Origin of the sequence: Treponema berlinense (assembly GCF_900167025.1) — a bacterium.
Classification (GTDB): Bacteria; Spirochaetota; Spirochaetia; order Treponematales; family Treponemataceae; genus Treponema_D; species Treponema_D berlinense.
In genome coordinates this window covers 296385-314558 of the sequence record NZ_FUXC01000002.1, presented here as the reverse complement: position 1 = coordinate 314558, position 18174 = coordinate 296385, and the positions used below count along the sequence as shown (strand labels likewise).

General features: G+C 41.0%; 21 protein-coding genes, 1 tRNA gene and 1 pseudogene. 7 read left to right on the top strand and 16 right to left on the bottom strand.

Annotation, left to right across the window (positions count from 1 at the left end):
• The first annotated feature begins 38 nt into the window (after positions 1 to 38).
• Entirely contained in the window at positions 39 to 383 is a 345-nt protein-coding gene (locus B5D47_RS03295; RefSeq protein WP_078930387.1) for an Hpt domain-containing protein, read from the top strand.
• Between the two features lie 27 nt (positions 384 to 410).
• Here the strand turns inward: B5D47_RS03295 and yfcE are convergent, their stop codons facing one another.
• Together yfcE and B5D47_RS03285 are read right to left on the bottom strand one after the other, a co-directional pair.
• Positions 411 to 968, bottom strand: a complete 558-nt coding sequence (yfcE, locus tag B5D47_RS03290) for a phosphodiesterase (RefSeq protein WP_078930386.1) — start codon at positions 966 to 968, stop codon at positions 411 to 413.
• Positions 965 to 2122: a glycoside hydrolase family 88/105 protein gene (locus tag B5D47_RS03285; RefSeq protein WP_078930385.1), complete on the bottom strand. Its 1158-nt coding sequence runs from the start codon at positions 2120 to 2122 to the stop codon at positions 965 to 967. The genes yfcE and B5D47_RS03285 overlap by 4 nt, the downstream gene beginning before the upstream one ends.
• 161 nt (positions 2123 to 2283) lie before the next feature.
• Here B5D47_RS03285 and argS point away from each other — a divergent pair, with 161 nt between their 5' ends.
• Positions 2284 to 4113: an arginine--tRNA ligase gene (argS, locus tag B5D47_RS03280; protein ID WP_078930384.1), complete on the top strand. Its 1830-nt coding sequence runs from the start codon at positions 2284 to 2286 to the stop codon at positions 4111 to 4113.
• A gap of 192 nt (positions 4114 to 4305) precedes the next feature.
• Here the strand turns inward: argS and B5D47_RS11500 are convergent, their stop codons facing one another.
• Complete coding sequence (locus tag B5D47_RS11500) at positions 4306 to 5466, bottom strand: hypothetical protein (RefSeq protein ID WP_200806537.1); 1161 nt, start codon at positions 5464 to 5466, stop codon at positions 4306 to 4308.
• Positions 5467 to 5734: 268 nt separating this feature from the next.
• Between B5D47_RS11500 and B5D47_RS03270 the strand changes: the two genes are divergently transcribed.
• From B5D47_RS03270 to sufU, 3 genes are all read left to right on the top strand, one after another.
• A complete protein-coding gene (locus B5D47_RS03270) occupies positions 5735 to 6973 on the top strand; it encodes an aminotransferase class V-fold PLP-dependent enzyme (protein WP_078930383.1) in 1239 nt (412 codons plus the stop codon).
• Between the two features lie 82 nt (positions 6974 to 7055).
• On the top strand, positions 7056 to 8225 hold the full coding sequence (locus B5D47_RS03265; protein ID WP_078930382.1) for a cation diffusion facilitator family transporter: 1170 nt from the start codon (positions 7056 to 7058) through the stop codon (positions 8223 to 8225).
• Positions 8226 to 8250: 25 nt separating this feature from the next.
• Positions 8251 to 8733 (top strand): Fe-S cluster assembly sulfur transfer protein SufU, encoded by a 483-nt coding sequence (gene sufU, locus B5D47_RS03260; protein WP_078930381.1) that lies wholly within the window; start codon positions 8251 to 8253, stop codon positions 8731 to 8733.
• A gap of 48 nt (positions 8734 to 8781) precedes the next feature.
• On the opposite strand, the gene B5D47_RS03255 is transcribed toward sufU, so the two are convergent.
• A complete protein-coding gene (locus tag B5D47_RS03255; RefSeq protein WP_078930380.1) occupies positions 8782 to 9750 on the bottom strand; it encodes a helix-turn-helix transcriptional regulator in 969 nt (322 codons plus the stop codon).
• Between the two features lie 259 nt (positions 9751 to 10009).
• Here B5D47_RS03255 and B5D47_RS03250 point away from each other — a divergent pair, with 259 nt between their 5' ends.
• Entirely contained in the window at positions 10010 to 11611 is a 1602-nt protein-coding gene (locus tag B5D47_RS03250; protein WP_078930379.1) for a glucose-6-phosphate isomerase, read from the top strand.
• 37 nt (positions 11612 to 11648) lie between these two features.
• Here the strand turns inward: B5D47_RS03250 and B5D47_RS03245 are convergent.
• Positions 11649 to 11736 (bottom strand) — tRNA-Leu (locus B5D47_RS03245).
• A gap of 272 nt (positions 11737 to 12008) precedes the next feature.
• Between B5D47_RS03245 and B5D47_RS03240 the strand changes: the two genes are divergently transcribed.
• Entirely contained in the window at positions 12009 to 12881 is an 873-nt protein-coding gene (locus B5D47_RS03240) for a TatD family hydrolase (protein ID WP_078930378.1), read from the top strand.
• Here B5D47_RS03240 and B5D47_RS03235 read toward each other — a convergent pair.
• The 11 genes and pseudogenes from B5D47_RS03235 to rpsP form a co-directional block, all read right to left on the bottom strand.
• Positions 12867 to 13394: a hypothetical protein gene (locus B5D47_RS03235; protein WP_078930377.1), complete on the bottom strand. Its 528-nt coding sequence runs from the start codon at positions 13392 to 13394 to the stop codon at positions 12867 to 12869. The genes B5D47_RS03240 and B5D47_RS03235 overlap by 15 nt on opposite strands.
• Entirely contained in the window at positions 13381 to 13563 is a 183-nt protein-coding gene (locus tag B5D47_RS03230; RefSeq protein ID WP_078930376.1) for a hypothetical protein, read from the bottom strand. Before B5D47_RS03230 ends, B5D47_RS03235 begins: the two co-directional genes overlap by 14 nt.
• Positions 13560 to 13958 carry a YraN family protein gene (locus tag B5D47_RS03225; RefSeq protein ID WP_234969882.1) on the bottom strand — a complete coding sequence of 133 codons (399 nt, stop codon included), beginning with the start codon at positions 13956 to 13958 and terminating at the stop codon, positions 13560 to 13562. The genes B5D47_RS03230 and B5D47_RS03225 overlap by 4 nt, the downstream gene beginning before the upstream one ends.
• A 4-nt stretch (positions 13959 to 13962) precedes the next feature.
• Entirely contained in the window at positions 13963 to 14241 is a 279-nt protein-coding gene (locus tag B5D47_RS03220; protein WP_234969881.1) for a phosphohydrolase, read from the bottom strand.
• 2 nt (positions 14242 to 14243) lie between these two features.
• A complete protein-coding gene (locus tag B5D47_RS03215; RefSeq protein WP_078930375.1) occupies positions 14244 to 14501 on the bottom strand; it encodes an EscU/YscU/HrcU family type III secretion system export apparatus switch protein in 258 nt (85 codons plus the stop codon).
• Entirely contained in the window at positions 14501 to 15625 is a 1125-nt protein-coding gene (locus B5D47_RS03210; RefSeq protein WP_078930374.1) for a hypothetical protein, read from the bottom strand. The genes B5D47_RS03215 and B5D47_RS03210 overlap by 1 nt, the downstream gene beginning before the upstream one ends.
• 187 nt (positions 15626 to 15812) lie before the next feature.
• Positions 15813 to 16160 (bottom strand): annotated as a pseudogene (gene rplS / locus B5D47_RS03205) (50S ribosomal protein L19); the annotation flags it as partial.
• Positions 16161 to 16162: 2 nt separating this feature from the next.
• Complete coding sequence (gene trmD, locus B5D47_RS03200) at positions 16163 to 16957, bottom strand: tRNA (guanosine(37)-N1)-methyltransferase TrmD (RefSeq protein ID WP_078930372.1); 795 nt, start codon at positions 16955 to 16957, stop codon at positions 16163 to 16165.
• A 4-nt stretch (positions 16958 to 16961) separates the two neighbouring features.
• Positions 16962 to 17585: a ribosome maturation factor RimM gene (locus B5D47_RS03195; protein WP_078930371.1), complete on the bottom strand. Its 624-nt coding sequence runs from the start codon at positions 17583 to 17585 to the stop codon at positions 16962 to 16964.
• Between the two features lie 3 nt (positions 17586 to 17588).
• Positions 17589 to 17822, bottom strand: coding sequence for a KH domain-containing protein (locus B5D47_RS03190; protein ID WP_078930370.1), 234 nt, complete (start codon positions 17820 to 17822; stop codon positions 17589 to 17591).
• A gap of 20 nt (positions 17823 to 17842) precedes the next feature.
• The gene (rpsP, locus tag B5D47_RS03185; RefSeq protein WP_234969880.1) at positions 17843 to 18085 is read right to left on the bottom strand and encodes a 30S ribosomal protein S16; all 243 of its coding nucleotides are present in this window, start codon (positions 18083 to 18085) and stop codon (positions 17843 to 17845) included.
• Positions 18086 to 18174 lie beyond the last annotated feature (89 nt).

Genomic DNA, 18174 nt, shown 5'->3' with positions numbered 1-18174 from the left:
AAATTGAATTAAAAATCTATAAAAAATGGAATAAAAATATGTCCGAAATTTTTAATAAAAAAATCGCCTTAGAAATGGTCGGAGACGACAGCGAACTTCTGTCAATTCTAGTCCAGGCCTTTTTGAGCGTTGAGTTTTCGCCAGAAAAACTGAATGAACTTGTTCTCTCCAAAAAAAATGCACAAGCGGCTTCCTATGTTCACAGGGTAAAAGGAGCGGCAAGACAACTCGCAATGGAAAAACTTGCGCAAACCGGTCAAAAACTGGAAGACGTCCTGCGCGAAAAAAACACAGGAGAAGTTCAAAAACTGCAAAAACTGATAGATGACTTTTGCGAATGCTATGCGGAAAGCTTAAAAACAATTCAAAAGGAAGCCGGCTGATAAAACACGCCGGCCGATCAGATTCTTTTAAAAATCAAGGCTTCTTAAAAGCTTTCCTTTGATTGTATAAAGTCCAACTTTTATTTTTCCATCGGAACTTACATCAATAAGTCCGCAGGTTTTTCCGTCATCGCATTTTGGAAGACTTATCGAACCGGGATTAAAATAGTAAAAGCCGTTGCTTTCTTCCAAAACAGTAACGTGGGTATGTCCGCTTACAATCAGAGTTCCTTTTGGGAGCCAGTTCTCTAGCTTTTCGCGATTGTAAAGATGTCCGTGGTGAACAAAAATTCTTCTGTTTGAATCAAAAACCGTCGTATAGGCGGCAAGACACGGAAATTCGAGCACCATTTCGTCAACTTCCGCATCACAGTTTCCGCGCACGCAGATAATCCGTTCCTTGTTTTTGTTCAAAACCGAAGCAACCTGTTTTGGATTCCAGCCTTCCGGCAAAGGATTGCGAGGTCCGTGATTCAGATAATCTCCGCAAAGCAAAAGGTAATCAGCCTGTTTTCCAAAACAATCAAGCGCTTTTTCCAGGCTTTCTGCACTTCCGTGAATATCCGAAATCACAAGATACTTCATATTTTACCTCGATTTTTATTTTTTATCTGTTTATATTCGTTGTAGGCAAGAAGGAATGGTCCTACGCCTTTTGCATCGTCCTGAACAACCGGTTCACTCATGTAATAATCAAATGTTCCGTCGCGGCGCAAATCTTTTTCCGGGCCTAAACCTGCAACAAGACAGATTCCTCCAAGGCTTAACCGTCCTGAATCTGTATTAAGATATTTGTCGCAAATTCCTTCAAAAGCCTTAATTCCTGCGTCCTGAAATTTTTTGTCTTCAAGAATTTTTGTGCGATAGCCTTTTAAAAGTGAATATGCAAAAATTGCAGAACCAGAAGTTTCCAGATAATTTTTTCCTTTTCCTGGATAATTTGGAACCTGCCACCACATTCCACTTTCGTCTTGAAATTTGAGCATGCTTTCGCACAAATCAATAAAAATATCTTTTAATTTGTTCCAGTTTTCGCTTCCGCGGTCAGGGGCAATGTTAAGAGTATCCAAAAGCGCCATGCTGAACCAGCCGAGTGAACGAAGCCAGAAATTTTTGCTCAAGCCGGTTTCTTTGTCAGCCCAGAACATTTTTTTTGAACTGTCATAACAGTGATAGTAAAGTCCTGTCTTTGGATCGCGCATAATCTTGTAAACATTAAAAAACTGGTTGTAAATATCTTCTATGTTTTTTGAATTATTGAAAAGTTTTTCGTATTCCATGTAAAAAGGCTGAGCCATGTAAAGACCGTCAAGCCAAACCTGATTTGGATAAATCTGCTTGTGCCAGAAGTTTCCTTCAGGAGTGCGCGGCTGACCTTTTACCTGCTCGTAAAGGAGATCCAAGGCCTTTTTGTATTTTTCTTTATTTGTGTAGCGGTACAAAACGAAGAGATTTTTTCCGCCGTTGAGCTCATCGCAGTTCCAGGTGTTTTTGTCGTAACCGTCAATTGTTCCGTCGTCGCGGATTCTGTAATCTTCATAATAATCGCAAAAATCAAGATATTTTTTGTCGCCGCTTGTGCTGTAAATTTCAAGCAAAGCCATAATCATACAGCCGTCGATATAATCCCAGCCAGATTTTTTTCCGGAACGGGCTTTTTCGATATTCCAAATAGGAAATTCCGCCGTCGATTTAGACATCAAATCGCCAATATACTGTTCAATTACAACTGCATCCATTTATTTTTACTCCAAAATTCTTATTAAACTCAAAAGCCATTTTTATCGGCAAAGAAATTCTTCATTTCTAAATGCAGATTGTAAACGGCACCATATTTTGATATTATAACAGAAAGTATTTTATAAGGGAACATCTAAAAACCGCACAGGAGCAAATTTTAATGTCTGACTCAAAATCAATTTTCAGAACTTTAATTGCAGATGCAATAAATGAAATCATCAAAGAAAAAATGCCTGAAACACCGGCAGTAAACGAAGAAACAGTCGTTGTCCAGGATTCTCCGGATCCAAAAATGGGAGATTTGGGTTCTCCAATGTTTGTCTTTGCAAAATCACTGCGCATGGCACCTCCAGCAATTGCACAGGAAGTTGTTCAGAAAATCGGCGAAAAAGCGTCTTCATTTGGAACTGTTTTAAATGTCGGTCCTTACGTAAATGTAAAACTCGACAAAGAAAAGGCCCTCGCTTCAATCCTTTCAAAAATAGAAGATGAAAAAGATTCTTACGGCTCTCTTGGAGAAAACGGAAAGCCCCTGCTGGAAGGCGAAAAAATCATGGTGGAGTTCTCTTCTCCAAACACAAATAAACCGCTGCACCTGGGGCACATGAGAAACGATGCTCTCGGCGAATCTGTAAGCAGAATCTTAAAAAAAGCAGGTGCCGAAGTTTACAAGGTAAATATTATAAATAACCGCGGAATTCACATCTGCAAGTCCATGCTGGCCTACAAGCTTTTCCACGAAAAAAACGGCGACACTCCAGAAACTCTCGGAATGAAAGGCGACCACTTTGTAGGTCAGTGCTATGTTGAATTTGAAAAATACTTAAAAGGCGAAAAAGACAAGCCGGAAACCGCCCATCCTCAGGCACAGCAGCAGGCAGAAGAAATGCTGGTAAAATGGGAAGCAGGCGATCCAGAAATTCGCGCGCTTTGGAAGACAATGAACGACTGGACTTTTAACGGAGTAAACGAAACTTACAAAAGAACAGGCGTCAGTTTTGATAAATTCTATTTTGAAAGCGAAACATACCTTAAGGGCAAGGACGAAATTGCAAAAGGTCTGGAAAAAGGCATTTTCTTTAAGGCGGAAGATGGTTCTGTAAGAGTTGATGTGACAGAAGCAGTCGGAAAAGGAAAAGACGGTGAAGACCACGAAAAAGTTCTCTTAAGAAAAGACGGAACTTCTGTTTACATAACCCAGGATATTGGAACTGCAATCAGCAGACACAACGACTGGCCGTTCAACCAGCTGATTTACGTCGTTGCTTCTGAACAGATTTTCCACTTCAAGGTTTTATTCTATATTCTTAAAAAACTTGGCTTTGAATGGGCAAACAAGCTCTACCACTTGAGCTACGGTCTTGTAAATTTGCCAAACGGAAGAATGAAGAGCCGCGAAGGAACAGTTGTAGATGCAGACGACCTTATCGACTCTCTGCACGCAGATGCCCTCAAGGCAATTAAAGAGCGCGGCCGGGAAGATGATGTTGATGATGCGGACGATGTAGCAGAAAAAGTTGCCCTGGCCGCCCTTCACTATTATTTGATTCAGGTAAGTCCTGTAAAAGACATGATTTTTAATCCTGAAGAAAGCTTGAGTTTTAACGGAAACACAGGCCCTTATTTGCAGTACATGGGAGCGCGCATTGCTTCGATTTTAAGAAAAGCAGAAAACGACGGAATCTCTCCGCTCGAAGCAAAAGACGCAGCGGTATTCTTAAAAGCAGCGGAAGAATGGGATCTTTCAAAACGCCTTGGTGAATATCCTCAGGTAATTGCAAAGGCAGCCGCAAACAAGGATCCGTCTGTAGTTGCAGCATATCTTTACGATATTTCAAAGCTCTTTGCAAAATTCTACCAGAACTGTCCGATTCTTTCGGCAGAAGATGAAAACACAAAAAAAGCGCGTCTCACGCTCGCAAAGGCAACCTTACAGGTTTTAAAAGAAGCAATGAACCTTGTCCTAGTGCCATATCTTGCTAAAATGTAATATTCTAGGCTGTCCTTAAAGCTGGTAATTCTTCAACAAAAGACAGCCCCATGACAGAAAAAACAAAATAAACATAAAAAAACTCCGTGTCATTAAAACTGGCACGGAGTTTTTTTTATCACGCTCAACAAAAAAAAGCCAGCGGTAATTTTGAAATTACTCAAAACACCGCTGGCTTTTTTAGTCTATAGATTAAAACTGTTTTACAGATAAATTTGTCTTCGTAAAATCCTTTGGATTTGTATCAAAGATGAATTTATATGACGAATTAGTATCCATATTGAACGGTGAGGCCTGCATCTCGCTAGAAAGTTTTGAAAATTTTACAAGGATATATCCATTGCTTTCAGCCTTTCTGTTGCTATACGATTTAGTTTCTTCATACAACTCTTTCAATGTTTTTGATGTATTTACAACAGTTGACCAAGAGCCCGAAACTTGCACATTCTCCTCATTAGAGAAAATAAAAGTCTTCTTGTCCGAAGCAAACTCTCCGTCCCAATATTCATATTCTTCGCCAGTTGCGTAGTTTTCGACAGTAATTCCATCGTCAAGCTCTATACTACCACCAGAAATATAGCAGTTGAATTCACCATCAGTAATTTTTCCACCGAAATAGTCGCCAAAAACAACTGTGCTCTCGTCTTTTTTAAAGCAGTTTCTTGTTTCATAGCCTTCAAAAAAATTATAATCTGCCAGCAATTCTCTTGCTTCTTCAACCGTCATGTCAAACTCTCTTGCGGCAAACTCGAAGAACTCATCTGACGAAGTAATTTTTTCGCCGTCAACAGTCCAAGATACAACCTTTAAATAAAGAAGACCTTTGTCGGCATTGTAAGTGTATTTATATTCAGTAACATATGATTCTGATTTTCCGCTTTCTGATTCTACTTCTATTTCGGTTTCCACAGCTGTGTCTTCTGTAAATACGATTGAAATCTTCTTTGAACCGTTATTTTTTTCATAGGAATAAGAATTTCCAGAAAGCGGGTTTTCGCCTTGTGAAGAAGGAAGAATTGTTTTCCAGTCATCATCACTTTCCGAACCTGACGAACCACTTCCAGATGAAGAACTTCCGCCCGATGACGAGCCACTAGAAGAGCCTGAACCTGACGAACTGCCCGAACCACTTTCAGATGAAGAACTTCCGCCTGACGATGAGCCAGAACCGCTTTCCGAGCCTGACTGTGAGCCAGAAGAATCCCCTGACGATGACGAACCACTTCCGCTTCCTGAAGAAGAACCTCCAACAATTTCGTCCCCATTAGAACTTCCGCCGTCACTGCATCCTGCAAATGAAAGCACAAGAACCATAGCTGCCAATGCAGCTGAAATTTTAGTAAATTTTTTCATAAATTCACTCCAAAAAAATAAATTTCGCTGAAAAAAAAATTTCAACGATATCTATCGTATCCCCCCCCCGAATTTGTCAAGTACTTTGACAATATTTTGTACAGTACTTTGAGAGATTTTTATGTTTTTTTTACAGATAAAATTTAAGGCGGCAATAAGCGCTTCAAAGCCTGAATATCAACTTGCGGCAAGAAAAACGCGCTTCTAAAAATTCAAAAACCCGCAGTGTTTTCAAAAAATGGAAAAATTACTATAATTGGCTTTAATTATGAATGACTTTAGAAAAGATTTTCCGTTATTTAAATCAATAGATGAAAAAAGCTCGGCTTTGAACGATTCGCTTATTTATTTAGACACGGCAGCAACGGCGCAGCGTCCTTTTTGCGTTCTTGAGGCTATGAACTCTTTTTACGCTCAAAACAATGCCAATCCTCTGCGGGGAATTTACGACTTGAGCGAACGCGCTACTAAAATTTACGAAGATGCCCGTTCAACAGTTGCAAATTTTATCAACGCAAAAGAGGCAAGAGAAATTATTTTTACACGAAATTCGTCTGAAAGCTTGAATTTGGTTGCTTACACTTATGGAATGCAAAATGTTCACTCTGGAGATGAAATCGTCGTTTCGATTATGGAGCACCACTCGAATATTTTGCCATGGCAGTTTGTATGTTCCAAAAAAGGCGCAACTCTAAAATTCATGTATGTCGACAAGGAAAGCGGCGAAATTCCAGAAAGCGAATTTGCAAAAATCACTCCAAAAACAAAAATTGTCGCAATTGCACAGGTTTCTAACGTTTTGGGAACTACAAATCCAATTAAAAAAATCGCAGAAATTGCCCACAAAAACGGAGCTGTAATCGTTGTTGACGGAGCTCAGTCTTCTCCTCACATAAAAGTTGACGTTCAGGCTCTCGATGCCGATTTTTTTGCGATGAGTTCCCACAAGCTCTGCGGTCCAATGGGAATCGGCGCGCTTTACGGAAAAATCAATCTTTTGGAAAGCATGCCTCCATTTTTGCGTGGCGGAGAAATGATTGAATATGTTACGGAAACAGAAGCGACCTGGGCAGAAGTTCCGCACAAATTTGAAGCAGGAACTGTAAGCGCAGGCGATGCGGCAGGTTTTGCAGCGGCAGTAAAATACATTCAGTCTGCCGGAATTGAAAATATTTCAAAGCACGACAATCTTCTTGCGGTAAAACTTATTGAAGGCCTAAAGAAAATTCCTCACGTTTCTATCGTTGGAAACAAAGACGGAAACAAACGCTGCGGAATTGTAACTTTTACGGTGGATGGAGTTCATCCCCACGACATTGCGACCCTTCTTTCTGACGAAAAAATTGCAATCCGGGCAGGACACCATTGCGCGCAGCCGCTGGGAGCTTATCTTGGAGTTCCGGCAACCGCAAGGGCATCTTTGTACTTTTACAACACAGAAGAAGAAATCGATTTTTTCCTGTCAAAAGTTGCAAAACTACGGGAATGGTCAGGATACAAAGACTGACTGTAAAAATCTAAAAAACGTTGTTTTTTGCTTACAAAGATTACCTTTCCCTCTCTAAAGCAAAAACGGTATAATTTTAAGTATGATTACACTGCTTGCAAAACTCTTCATAAAAAATCACAAAAATTACTGCGACTCAAAAGTCCGGCTTGCCTATGGAACATTGTGCGCATTCGTAGGAATTTTTTTTAATATTCTTCTTTTTGCGTCAAAATTTATCGCAGGCTTAGTTTCTAAAAGCGTTGCAATCACGGCAGACGCCTTCAACAACCTGTCCGACGCCGCAAGTTCAATAATTCAACTTTTTGGATTTAAACTTTCCTCAAAGGAACCTGACCAGTCTCACCCTTTTGGACACGGAAGATTTGAATACATTTCCGGCCTTATAATCAGTTTTTTGATTTTGCTCATGGGATTTGAACTCTTAAAATCTTCAGTTCTCTCTCTATTTAATCCGCCAGAACTTTCTTCTGGAATTTTTTCAATTGCGGTAATGCTCGCTGCAATCGCCGTAAAATGCTACATGTATTTTTACAACCACATCACCGCAAAAAAAATCAATTCGGTTGCGCTCGAAGCAGTGGCAAAAGACAGCTTAAGCGACTGTATTTCAACTTTTACAGTCATAATTGCGACAATCGCCGGAAAATTTGTAAGTTTTCCTGTCGACGGTCTTGCAGGAATTCTAGTGGCAGCTTTTATTTTGCGCACAGGCTGGGAAAGCGCAAAAGAAACAATTGCCCCGCTTTTGGGAAAAGCACCGTCAAAAGAATTTGTAATGCAGATTCAGGCCGAAGTTTTGCGCCATAAGCCAATCTGCGGAATGCACGATCTGATTGTCCACGACTACGGACCTGGGCGCCTTCTTCTGAGCCTTCATGCAGAAGTTCCTGGCGACAGGGATATTTTTGAGCTCCACGAAGTTATCGACGAGACAGAAGTCGCACTTTCAAAAAAATTCAAATGCGTCGCCGTAATCCACATGGATCCAATCGATGTAAAAAACGAAAGGCTGAACCAGATAAAAGTTTTCATGCTCAACGAACTGCCAAAAATCGACGACGACCTTAAATTTCACGATGTAAGGCTCGTTCCGGGCTCCAAGCATACAAACCTTATTTTTGACGTTGTAAAACCGTTCGACTGTCCGCTTTCAGACAAAGCGCTAAAATCAAAAGTTTCAAAACTTATAAAAGACAGTTACAGCGACATCAATTGCGTAATAACTGTCGATTCGCCGTTTGTACAATAATTCATAATTCTTTATAATGTAAAAAATGAATACAAAAGAACTTTATAGAGAAATATTAAACGACCATAACGTAAATCCCGCCCACAAAACGCAGATGGACGGAGCCACCCTTGAACTGCACGGTGTAAACCCAAGCTGCGGCGACAACATTGTGCTCTATCTAAAAACAAAAGACGGAATAATCACCGACGGCTCATACACAGGTTCGGGCTGCGCAATCAGCCAGGCAAGCGTAGACATGATGCTAGACCTTGTAATCGGAAAAACCACAGAAGAAGCACAAAAACTCTACGATATTTTTACAGGAATGATTCACGGAACGGCGAGCGAAGAGCAGATTGAACAGCTCGACGAAGCGGCTTCTCTCGAAGACATTTCGCACATGCCAAGCCGCGTAAAATGCGCAGAACTAGGATGGCGAACCCTCCACGAAATGATTTCCACTCCGGCAAAAACTCAGGAAATTCAAAAAACTGCAAGTCAAAGCCACGAAAACTGCCCGGCATAACAAAACTTTTCCGTCCAAACCGGAAAGTTTACCGCTCAAACCGGGGTTTTACCGGTAAACCCCGGCAATTTCGCACATTTTTCTGATTTCCGCTTTCCACAAATCAACCAGATTTTGAGGTTCAAGCGGAACCGCATTCTTTCCAAAGCTCAAGATTTTAGACAAAACTTCCGTCATATCGGCGGCAGGAAAATTCAATTCCAAAAAATCTTCTTTTCCGCCTTCTCCGCCAAAATTTTCCGACATAACCTGCTTCGGATGCCATTTTTGAGTCTTTACAATCTGAACCGCTTTTCCATAAAACCTGATTTTTACATTTTCTGTTTTTTCGCCAAGAAAAATTCCAAAACCGTTTTCAATATAATTTTTCAGTTTTTGCTCAAAATCGTCTCCATGTCTTTCAAAAGACTTTTTTGTCAACGAAAGTTTTTTTATTCTTGCAGCGTTAAAAGTGCGGATTTCATTTCTCAAATAGTCAAAACCGACAACATACCAGTTTCCGCCGTAATTTATAAGGTTGCACGGTTCAAAAATCCGCTCAGAAAGCTCATTCTTCGTATTGGTGTAAACAAGCTCAAGGCAGAGCAAATCCCGCATTGCGCCGCAAATTCCGGTAAAAATTTCAGGCTCCAGACTTTCCGCCGCTGGAATTTCGTACAAAATCCGCCCGCAAACCTTCAGATAATCCTTTGGAATCTGGCTTTTCAAATTCTGCAAAAGCTCGCTGCTTACAGCCGGAAAATAATTTGCATTTTTGAGCATTGACTGCATCGAAAGATACGCCAAAATCAAATGCTGGTCTGCAAATTTTAGTCTTTCAAAACTGCTGGCATAAATGTATTTTTTTTCTTTAAAATTCCATTCAATCGGAGCTTCAAAACGGTCGCGCATATATTCAATATCACGCTTAACCTGCCGCTCGCTCACTTCAAAATAGTCGGCAACTTCCTTAACCGTAAAATTTCCGCACGAACGCAGTTTTCGGTCAATAAAAAGGATTCTTTCTGTCTGGCTCATAAACCGATTATATCACATTTTTTTTGAATAAAAACCGTACCGCATTCTTCCGTCACGGCCGGCTAACCGGGGTTCGCTAAGCGCTCATTGCCTTGCGGCAACGGCAAAGCCGCCCCTAATATCCGGGGTAAGTTTTCCGTAAGCAAAAACATTTTCCTTGCCAATAGTTTTTGTGCTATAATAGAATCAGTCTGTTTTATAAAAATAGGCATTGCTGTCTGTAAGACAAAAAATCAAAAGGAGAACTAAAATAAAAACTATGTCGGTTTCAGAAAAAAACATAAACTGGGAAAACCTTTCTTCCCTCGAATCATTCAAAAAACTTCAGTCCTTAAAAGGCGCGGTAAACATTGCGCAGGAGCTTTCTTCGCCAGAAGCTCAAAAACGCGTTAAAGATTTTTCCGTAAAAATGGGCGCAGGTCTTGTCTACAACTACGCAGCAAAGCAGGTTGACGAAAAAGTTCTAAAAGTTCTCGCTGAACTTTCAGACGAAGCGCAGCTCACTCAAAAATTCGAAGCTCTTTACAACGGCGAAGTCGTAAACACCGGAGAAAAACGTCTTGTTCTGCACCACCTTACCCGCGGACAGCTCGGAGACAAGGTTGTTGCCGACGGAACAGACAAACGCGAATTCTATAAAACTGAACAGAAAAAAATTGCAGATTTTGCAGAAAAAGTTCATTCTGGAAAACTTACAAACGAAAAAGGCGAAACTTTTACGACTGTCGTTCAAATCGGTATCGGCGGCAGCGATTTAGGTCCAAGAGCAATGTATCTCGCCCTCGAAAACTGGGCAAAAGCAAATAATTCCTTCAAAATGGAAGCAAAGTTCATTTCGAATGTTGATCCTGACGACGCCTCGGCTGTTTTAAATTCGACAGACATTTCGCGCTCAATATTTATCCTCGTTTCAAAATCTGGAACAACCCTCGAGACTCTTACAAACGAAGCCTTCGTAAAAGACGCGCTCAAAAAAGCAGGCTTAAATCCTGCCCGGCACATGATTGCAGTCACCAGCGAAACCTCGCCTTTAGCCCACAATCCGGACTATCTCGAAGCCTTTTACATGGACGACTACATCGGAGGACGCTATTCTTCTACTTCCGCTGTCGGAGGAGCAGTTCTTTCCCTTGCATTCGGAGCAAATGTATTTGCAGACTTTTTGGAAGGAGCCGCCGAAGAGGACAGGCTTGCTACAAACCCAAAAATTCAGGAAAATCCTGCTTTGCTAGACGCCTTGATCGGCATTTACGAGCGCAACGTTCAGGAATATCCGTCAACAGCGGTTCTTCCGTACAGCCAGGCCTTGAGCCGTTTTCCTGCGCACTTGCAGCAGCTCGATATGGAATCAAACGGAAAGTCAGTAAATCGTTTTGGTCAAAAAATTGACTATGTAACCGGTCCTGTAATTTTTGGAGAACCTGGAACAAACGGACAGCATTCGTTCTACCAGCTTTTGCATCAGGGAACAAATATAGTTCCTCTCCAGTTTATTGCGTTCAAAAACAACCAGACAAAGGTTGACGTGACAATCGAAGGCTCAACAAGCCAGCAAAAACTCGATGCAAACGTTACGGCACAGATAATGGCATTTGCCTGCGGAAAAACTGACGCGGACCCAAACAAGGCATTTGCAGGCGGAAGACCTTCAAGCCTCATTTACGGCTCAGAGCTCAACCCAAAAACACTCGGGGCGCTTCTTGCCCACTACGAAAACAAAGTAATGTTCCAGGGATTTGTATGGAATATCAACAGTTTTGACCAGGAAGGCGTACAACTCGGAAAAAAACTTGCAAAAAAAGTGCTTGCAAAAGAAACAGACGGTGCTCTAAAAGCATACGCACAACTGCTAGACTTGTAAAAAACAAAAAAGGCTTCTGCAATGCAGAAGCCTTTTTTGCCGAGAACCGGAATCGAACCGGCACGGCCGTTTGACTTGCCGAGGGATTTTAAGTCCCTTGTGTCTACCTATTCCACCATCTCGGCATTATCTTTCGTAGAGAAAAATAACTTAATTAGTGTAGCAAATACAAGATAATTTTTCAAGCCAGTTTTTAGATTTTAAGATTTTTTCAGGGCAAGGCATATGGAGCACCGCCGGAGGCGGCCACTGGACTGAACGGAATAAAATGGAGTGAAGGAAGCGGCTGGAGCGAAAGCGCAAGTGCGGAACATGCCGGTTTTGCAAAGCAAAATGCCCCCGGATTAAAAATTTGCGCTCTATTTTACAACGCTGCGAATTTTGATAGAATCGAGTTATGTTCAGCGATACTCATTTTCATTTTCATCATCTTACAGAAGAACGCAAACTTGACGGTCAGGCAATTCTCAGGGCTTTGGCTGAGCGCGACACTTTTTTTGGTCTGGATATTGGCACCAGGGCGGACGACCTTTTTCCACGAAAAAATGCTATCGACGGCGCTATTTCCGGACTTTCGGACGAACTCAAGAAAAGAACAGAAAAATTTATTCAGTTCTCGGCAGGAATCTGGCCTGATGTCAGCGCAATTAAAAACAGAGACGAAGACATTGCCCGGCTTGAGGAAAATATCAGTCTCTTTAACAAAAACGGTCCTAAAAAAATTATTGCAATCGGAGAATGCGGTCTTGACCACCACTGGAACCCTTCGGGAGCTGACGGCCGGTGCGAAGAAAATTTTGACCAAAAGACATTCAACGGAGAGCTGGAGCTTTTTCAGATGCAGATTGAGCTTGCAAAAAAAATGGAGCTTCCGCTGATTGTGCACAGCCGCGACGCTTTTGAAGGCACAATCGACTGCCTCAAAAATATGGATTTTCACAACGGAATTATTCACTGCTACAGCTATGGACTGGAAGAAGCAAGAAAATTTTTGGATGAAGGCTGGTATCTGGCTTTTGGCGGCGGAACAACTTACACTAAAAAATCAAAAATGGAAGAAATGCTCGCCTTGCTCCGCTACGTTCCTGACGACCGCATTTTAATGGAAACAGATGCTCCTTATTTGGCGCCTGTTCCGTTCAGAGGACAGACAAATACTCCTGTTTTAATCGAACATTGCTATAATTTTGTTGCAAATGCAAGAAAAACAAGTCCGCAGCAATTGAGCGAACTTGTGGACAAAAACATAAAAATTTTATTTAACCTGTGAGTAAAGAGAGGCCATCGTGTCTCTCCATTCTCCGCGTTCACTGTCCCGGGCTTCCCATTCAATTTCTTTTACAATTGAAAAATGGCGCATGTCGTGAACGTTGTCAAAATGGAGAACCGCAAATTTTCCGTTTCCAATGTAAGTTACTTTTTCGTTTGGTCCCGGTTTTTCCTGTTCGGAAAGCTGCTTTAACACGCAGTCAAAATGGACAGGATTTCCGTCTCCACGGTTATTTATTGCGCTCGCCATATCGTTTATCTGTTCTCCGCAGATTGCGCATTTTACAACAGCTGTCTTAAAAGCCCTGATTGCTTCTGCCTGCTTTTGAATTTCCGCGCTCGTTACAGCCCTTTGTGCAAAAGAAGGACGATTTTTTTCTTGTTTTGAATTTTTACTAAAAGAATTTGAACCGTTCTGGTAATTGTTTGAATTAGAATTTTCTCCATTAGAAGAAGAATTTCTTGAATTCCAGTTTCCGCGATTTTTACCACGGCGATGATTATCTCGTACCATGTTTTCTCCCGTCGTATACAGGCTCGCTGTCTTCCACCAATTTTCGGCTTAAAACCTGTGCAATGCGCTGCACGGCAGAATCCACGTATTCTGAATCATGAATTTTCCGCCTCAACTCCAACACACGGTCAGAAAACTGGTTATTTACAGATTTTGAAATTGCAGTCATACAAGCTCCGAGAAAGCATCTTCGATATGATAAACAGGTTCCAGCTCCGGCACATCAATTGCCAGAACGTCAAAACGAATTTTGCTGTTATTATATTGTCGATGTTTTGCAAGAAAGAATTTAGAAGTTTCGATTATTCTTTTCTGCTTTCTCAGATTTAATTCATGCGCAAGCGTTTCAAGTCCGCCGCTCGGCAAGGTTTTTACTTCTGCAAAAACGAGCAAGTCTGATTTTTGTGCTATTATATCAATTTCTCCGAATCTTGTCCGCCAATTACGGGCAATTATCGTATAACCTCTCGATTCCAAAAACAACGCGGCCCTGTTTTCTCCGTCATTTCCAACGCTGCGTTTTGAGGGTTGTTCCGAAAGAATAGAATCAGAGAGTCTTGTCAAACCGCTAAATTTCCTCTAATTCTTCGAGTTCTGAAACGTCATCGAAATTCTCGTCCAGAGCTAAATTTTCGCTGTCAATTTTGTGGCCATAAGACAAAAGATATGGAATTTTCCAGCGTTTTAAGGCATTGATATGGTACTGTTTTGCGGTTTTTCCCTCTGCCAAAAACATATTCTTTCCATCTTCAAAAAAAACAGGCGCAGAAAAACGTGCTCCCAACTGGATTTCAGAACAGGGAATTTTCAAATACTTTTTGTCAAGAACAGAACTCATTGCTGTCATAATTACATCTTCCTTTCTGTCGATGAAATAAAAGCAAAAATATTCGCAACCGCTTCGTACAGGCTTTCCGGAATTAGCTGTCCAATATTTTCCACAGAAAGCACATTTGCAAGGTTTTCGTTTTCTACAACAGGAATTTTGTTTAGCCGGGCAATTTCAAGCATTTTTTCTGCTGCAAAACCTTGTCCTTTTGCTGCAATGAACGGAGCAGCGGCATTTTCTGGATATTTCAGGCAGACGGCTTTTTGTTTTTTTTCCATCACGCTTCTCCATCAAAAATACCAAGTTCCGTATTTTCTGCTGCAAAACCTTCAAGTTCTTCAAAATCTGCCGATTCTACAGAACTCAAGGGAAAAAATGTTTTTAACTTTTGGTTCATAAAGCGCAAAACACTGTCAGAAGCATTTTTTAACGCAAATTTTATTGCCTTTACTTTGTTTTCACTTAAATATAACACAAATGAATAGGATTTCTGTGAATTCTTACAATTTATTAGCAACTTCTTAATGCATTTTTTATCAGCGGAAAGCAAAACTCTAATTACTCCAAAATAACCATCAAAGTTCCATTCAAACGGCAGAACAATCCAATGGCTTTCGGCGCTGTTTTTTGGTTTTAGTGAATTGAACAAAGAAAGCGGTCCGCATTTATTTTTCCGGGCACTTTCAAAAACGCTTTCAAAATATTCTTTTATATCGTCCGAATTTATTTTTCCTTCACCGGACTCTTTGTCAGATTTTTCGCTGGATTTTTCATTGGATTTGTCGCCGGACTTTTTTTCAAAAAAAGAATTTCCGTCATTATCTCTATCTTTTTTTTCAGAATTTTCTTCATCGTAAAAATTTCTTGTAACCGCTTCAACTGCAAAATCTGTCGGTGAGAGACCTTTTTCTTCGAGCAAAAGTGCAACCTGCGATTTTTGAATATCTTTTTTTTCGCTTTTTTGTCCGCGCAAAAGGGAAGTTTTTAGTTTTGAAGGGTCAATTTTTATTCCCATTTCCAGAGCAAACTGAATCAGCCGCAAGCTTTCAGGAATTACAGGAAATCCAAGCTTTACGAGCATATTTTTTAAGCCGGGATTGGAAGAATCAAAATTTTTCAGGTTAAAAGTTTCAAGTCCGCTGTTTTTTGCGCTTTCCAAAACTTCTTTTAGAAAAACTTTTCCGTCTTTTACAAAAATCTGCGCTTTAAAAACCTGTCCGGGCAAAAGCGTTTTTTGAGATTGAACCCGAAATTTATGTCCTGCAAAACTCACCGCATAAAAACCAGATTTTTCTTTAGAAATTACACGGGCCTTAACAACACTTCCGTCATGCAAAGGTGAAGACGCATTTTTTTGAGAAAAATCATTTTTGACGTTTACAACCTGAACCGATGAATACATAAAAAAACCCGGAACTTTTATGAACCGGGCTAAAAAAACTTAAGAAAGTTTTAACTTACTTCTTTTTTGCTTTTGCAGCAGCTTCAGCAGCCATTGCATCTGCAGCCTTTGCGTCTGCATTGATTGATGCTTCTGCAATATCAGCAGCTTTGTTTGCAGCACGTGATGCGGCAATACGAGCGTTTGCTTTTGGTCCAAGAAGTTCCTTAATTCTTGAGTCCTTACCAACCTTGTCGCGGAGGTAGTAAATTTTAGACTGACGAACTTTACCAGTCTTCAAGATTTCTACCTTGATTACGCGTGGGCTGTATACAGGGAATACACGTTCAACACCTACGCCGTAAGAAGTCTTGCGAACTGTAAATGTCTTGCGAACTCCAGCACCCTTAATGCAAATTACAACGCCTTCATATTTCTGAATACGTTTTATTTTGCCTTCGATAATTTCAAAGTGAACAACTACAGTATCACCTACTTTGTAAAGCAAAGCATTTTCTTTTTTCTGCTGTTCTTCAATAGTCTTAATAAGATCCATTGTTATACTCCTGATTTATCCGTAACTTTTCTGCCACGGCGTTTTCTGCCTTCATGCTTTTGAAAGTGCATGTCGGTCAGTTCCTCAATCATTTTTTCAGCTTCTGAAGTAAGTTGTCCTCTCAACCTTGCCTGAACGATTAAGTCCGGTCTGTTTGCAAGCGTTTTCTGAAGTTGCTTTTTCAGCCGCCACTTTCGGATCAATTCATGGTTGCCACCGGTCAAAACATCCGGCACTTCCATTCCCCTGTATACTTTCGGGTGAGTATACTGCGGATATTCCAAAAGTCCGCCAGAATAACTTTCCTCTTCCAGCGATTCGTGAGTAATAACATCATCAACCAACCGATAAACAGCATCGATTACAACGGTTGCGGCTACTTCTCCGCTGGACATGACGTAATCTCCAATAGAAATTTCGTCATCTACGTACTCATCAATTATACGCTGGTCAATACCTTCGTATCTTCCGCATATAAGGACGATTTCGTCCTTCTGACTAAGTTCTTGCGCCTTTGACTGTGTAAACGGCTTACCAGAAGGTGTAACATAGATTACATGCTTTTTGTAAGCTTTAACGCTGTCCAATGCGCGCCCGAGAGGTTCTGCCATCATCAACTGACCGGCTCCGCCTCCATACGGTTTGTCATCACAAGTCTTGTGTTTATCAAAGGCAAAATCCCTGATATTCACTAAATCGTAAGCAATAATTCCCTTTTCAACCGCCTTCGCCATGATTGAGGCTTCAAAAAATGCGCGCGGAATCTCAGGAAATAAGGTCAGCACAGTAAATTTCATGGAATTACTCCAGAATCCAGAGGTGCATCAACTGGATACACTTGTTTTTAATGTCAATATTTCTTACAAACCTAGGATTAAATGGAACGTAAACCGTTCTCACTGTTTTTCCGTCTGCAAGATATTTGACGTTTTGAGCAAGCAAGTCACAGTTCTCGGCCAGTAAAATCTCAAGGAGATTTCCAGAACCGCCTTCTATTACGTCTGTGATTGTTCCCACTGTCACAGGTTTACCTGCAGCAGGTGCAGTCCAAACTGCCAATCCGTCATCGCCCTGTTCAGGATAAAAGTTAAGGGCACAATTTTTAAGGTCTTCAATATACCACTCGTTTTTACCGAGTTTTTTGGCATATTTCCGTGGTACTACAATCTGCCATCCGCTGAGCTTACGAACATCCTCGGGTGAGTCTATTCCCACGAGTTTTAAATACAAGGTACCGGCGCCTTCACTAACCGACTCAACCTTACAAAGTTTTGAGTCTCCTGTCTTACCGTTCCTTAAAGTTACCTCCTTCATTGAATAGAAATGATCAAATTCACCGGAAGTACTTTCTACTTTCATATTACCCGAAATTCCATGAGAACCGCGGATAAATCCTACAATAAACTGTTCAGTCTGTTCTGCCATTGACTAATCCAAGATTTCAAGACTATAACGTCTTCCGTCTTTTGAAGCAGACGCACTTAAAACAGTACGCAAAGCTTTTGCAATACGGCCGTATTTACCGATCACCTTACCAATATCACCCTGGGCAACACGAAGTTCCAAAACAGGACCACGCTCACCCTCGGTTTCAGTTACCGAGACTGCACTGGGATCATCGACCAATGATTTTGCAATGTATTCAATCAGGTCTTTTTCCATTCCCCGTTACTCCAGTTCAGTTATTTGTTAAGGCCTTTTGTGCTGAAAAGTTTGCGTACAGTGTCTGAAGGCTGAGCGCCAACACTGATCCAGTACTTTGCACGATCTTCTTTTACAGAAAACTGTTCTCCTGCTGCGATTGGATCGTAAGTTCCAATCTCTTCGATTGTTGTGCCATCACGTGGTTTGCGTGAATCCTGCACTACGATACGGTAAGCTGGACGCTTTTTTGTACCGAATTTCTTGAGTCTGATTTTGACCACTTTATCCTCCAAAGGACTTATCCAAGTCCTAAATTTGCTATTTTTTTTCTTCACGAGCATAATAACACTAGTGTAGAATGCAGAATATT

Bases quoted from the DNA above. Each gene is read 5' to 3' on its own strand.
- B5D47_RS03215 (WP_078930375.1), bottom strand. From the start codon at position 14,501: ATGGAAAAAAAACAAAAAGCCGTCTGCCTGAAATATCCAGAAAATGCC.
- B5D47_RS03235 (WP_078930377.1), bottom strand. From the start codon at position 13,394: ATGGTACGAGATAATCATCGCCGTGGTAAAAATCGCGGAAACTGGAAT.
- B5D47_RS03210 (WP_078930374.1), bottom strand. From the start codon at position 15,625: ATGTATTCATCGGTTCAGGTTGTAAACGTCAAAAATGATTTTTCTCAA.
- B5D47_RS03295 (WP_078930387.1), top strand. From the start codon at position 39: ATGTCCGAAATTTTTAATAAAAAAATCGCCTTAGAAATGGTCGGAGAC.
- B5D47_RS03270 (WP_078930383.1), top strand. From the start codon at position 5,735: ATGAATGACTTTAGAAAAGATTTTCCGTTATTTAAATCAATAGATGAA.
- B5D47_RS03285 (WP_078930385.1), bottom strand. From the start codon at position 2,122: ATGGATGCAGTTGTAATTGAACAGTATATTGGCGATTTGATGTCTAAA.
- B5D47_RS03255 (WP_078930380.1), bottom strand. From the start codon at position 9,750: ATGAGCCAGACAGAAAGAATCCTTTTTATTGACCGAAAACTGCGTTCG.
- B5D47_RS03195 (WP_078930371.1), bottom strand. From the start codon at position 17,585: ATGGCAGAACAGACTGAACAGTTTATTGTAGGATTTATCCGCGGTTCT.
- trmD (WP_078930372.1), bottom strand. From the start codon at position 16,957: ATGAAATTTACTGTGCTGACCTTATTTCCTGAGATTCCGCGCGCATTT.
- argS (WP_078930384.1), top strand. From the start codon at position 2,284: ATGTCTGACTCAAAATCAATTTTCAGAACTTTAATTGCAGATGCAATA.
- B5D47_RS03220 (WP_234969881.1), bottom strand. From the start codon at position 14,241: ATGACAGCAATGAGTTCTGTTCTTGACAAAAAGTATTTGAAAATTCCC.
- B5D47_RS03265 (WP_078930382.1), top strand. From the start codon at position 7,056: ATGATTACACTGCTTGCAAAACTCTTCATAAAAAATCACAAAAATTAC.
- B5D47_RS03250 (WP_078930379.1), top strand. From the start codon at position 10,010: ATGTCGGTTTCAGAAAAAAACATAAACTGGGAAAACCTTTCTTCCCTC.
- sufU (WP_078930381.1), top strand. From the start codon at position 8,251: ATGAATACAAAAGAACTTTATAGAGAAATATTAAACGACCATAACGTA.
- B5D47_RS03190 (WP_078930370.1), bottom strand. From the start codon at position 17,822: ATGGAAAAAGACCTGATTGAATACATTGCAAAATCATTGGTCGATGAT.
- B5D47_RS11500 (WP_200806537.1), bottom strand. From the start codon at position 5,466: ATGAAAAAATTTACTAAAATTTCAGCTGCATTGGCAGCTATGGTTCTT.
- B5D47_RS03230 (WP_078930376.1), bottom strand. From the start codon at position 13,563: ATGACTGCAATTTCAAAATCTGTAAATAACCAGTTTTCTGACCGTGTG.
- yfcE (WP_078930386.1), bottom strand. From the start codon at position 968: ATGAAGTATCTTGTGATTTCGGATATTCACGGAAGTGCAGAAAGCCTG.
- B5D47_RS03240 (WP_078930378.1), top strand. From the start codon at position 12,009: ATGTTCAGCGATACTCATTTTCATTTTCATCATCTTACAGAAGAACGC.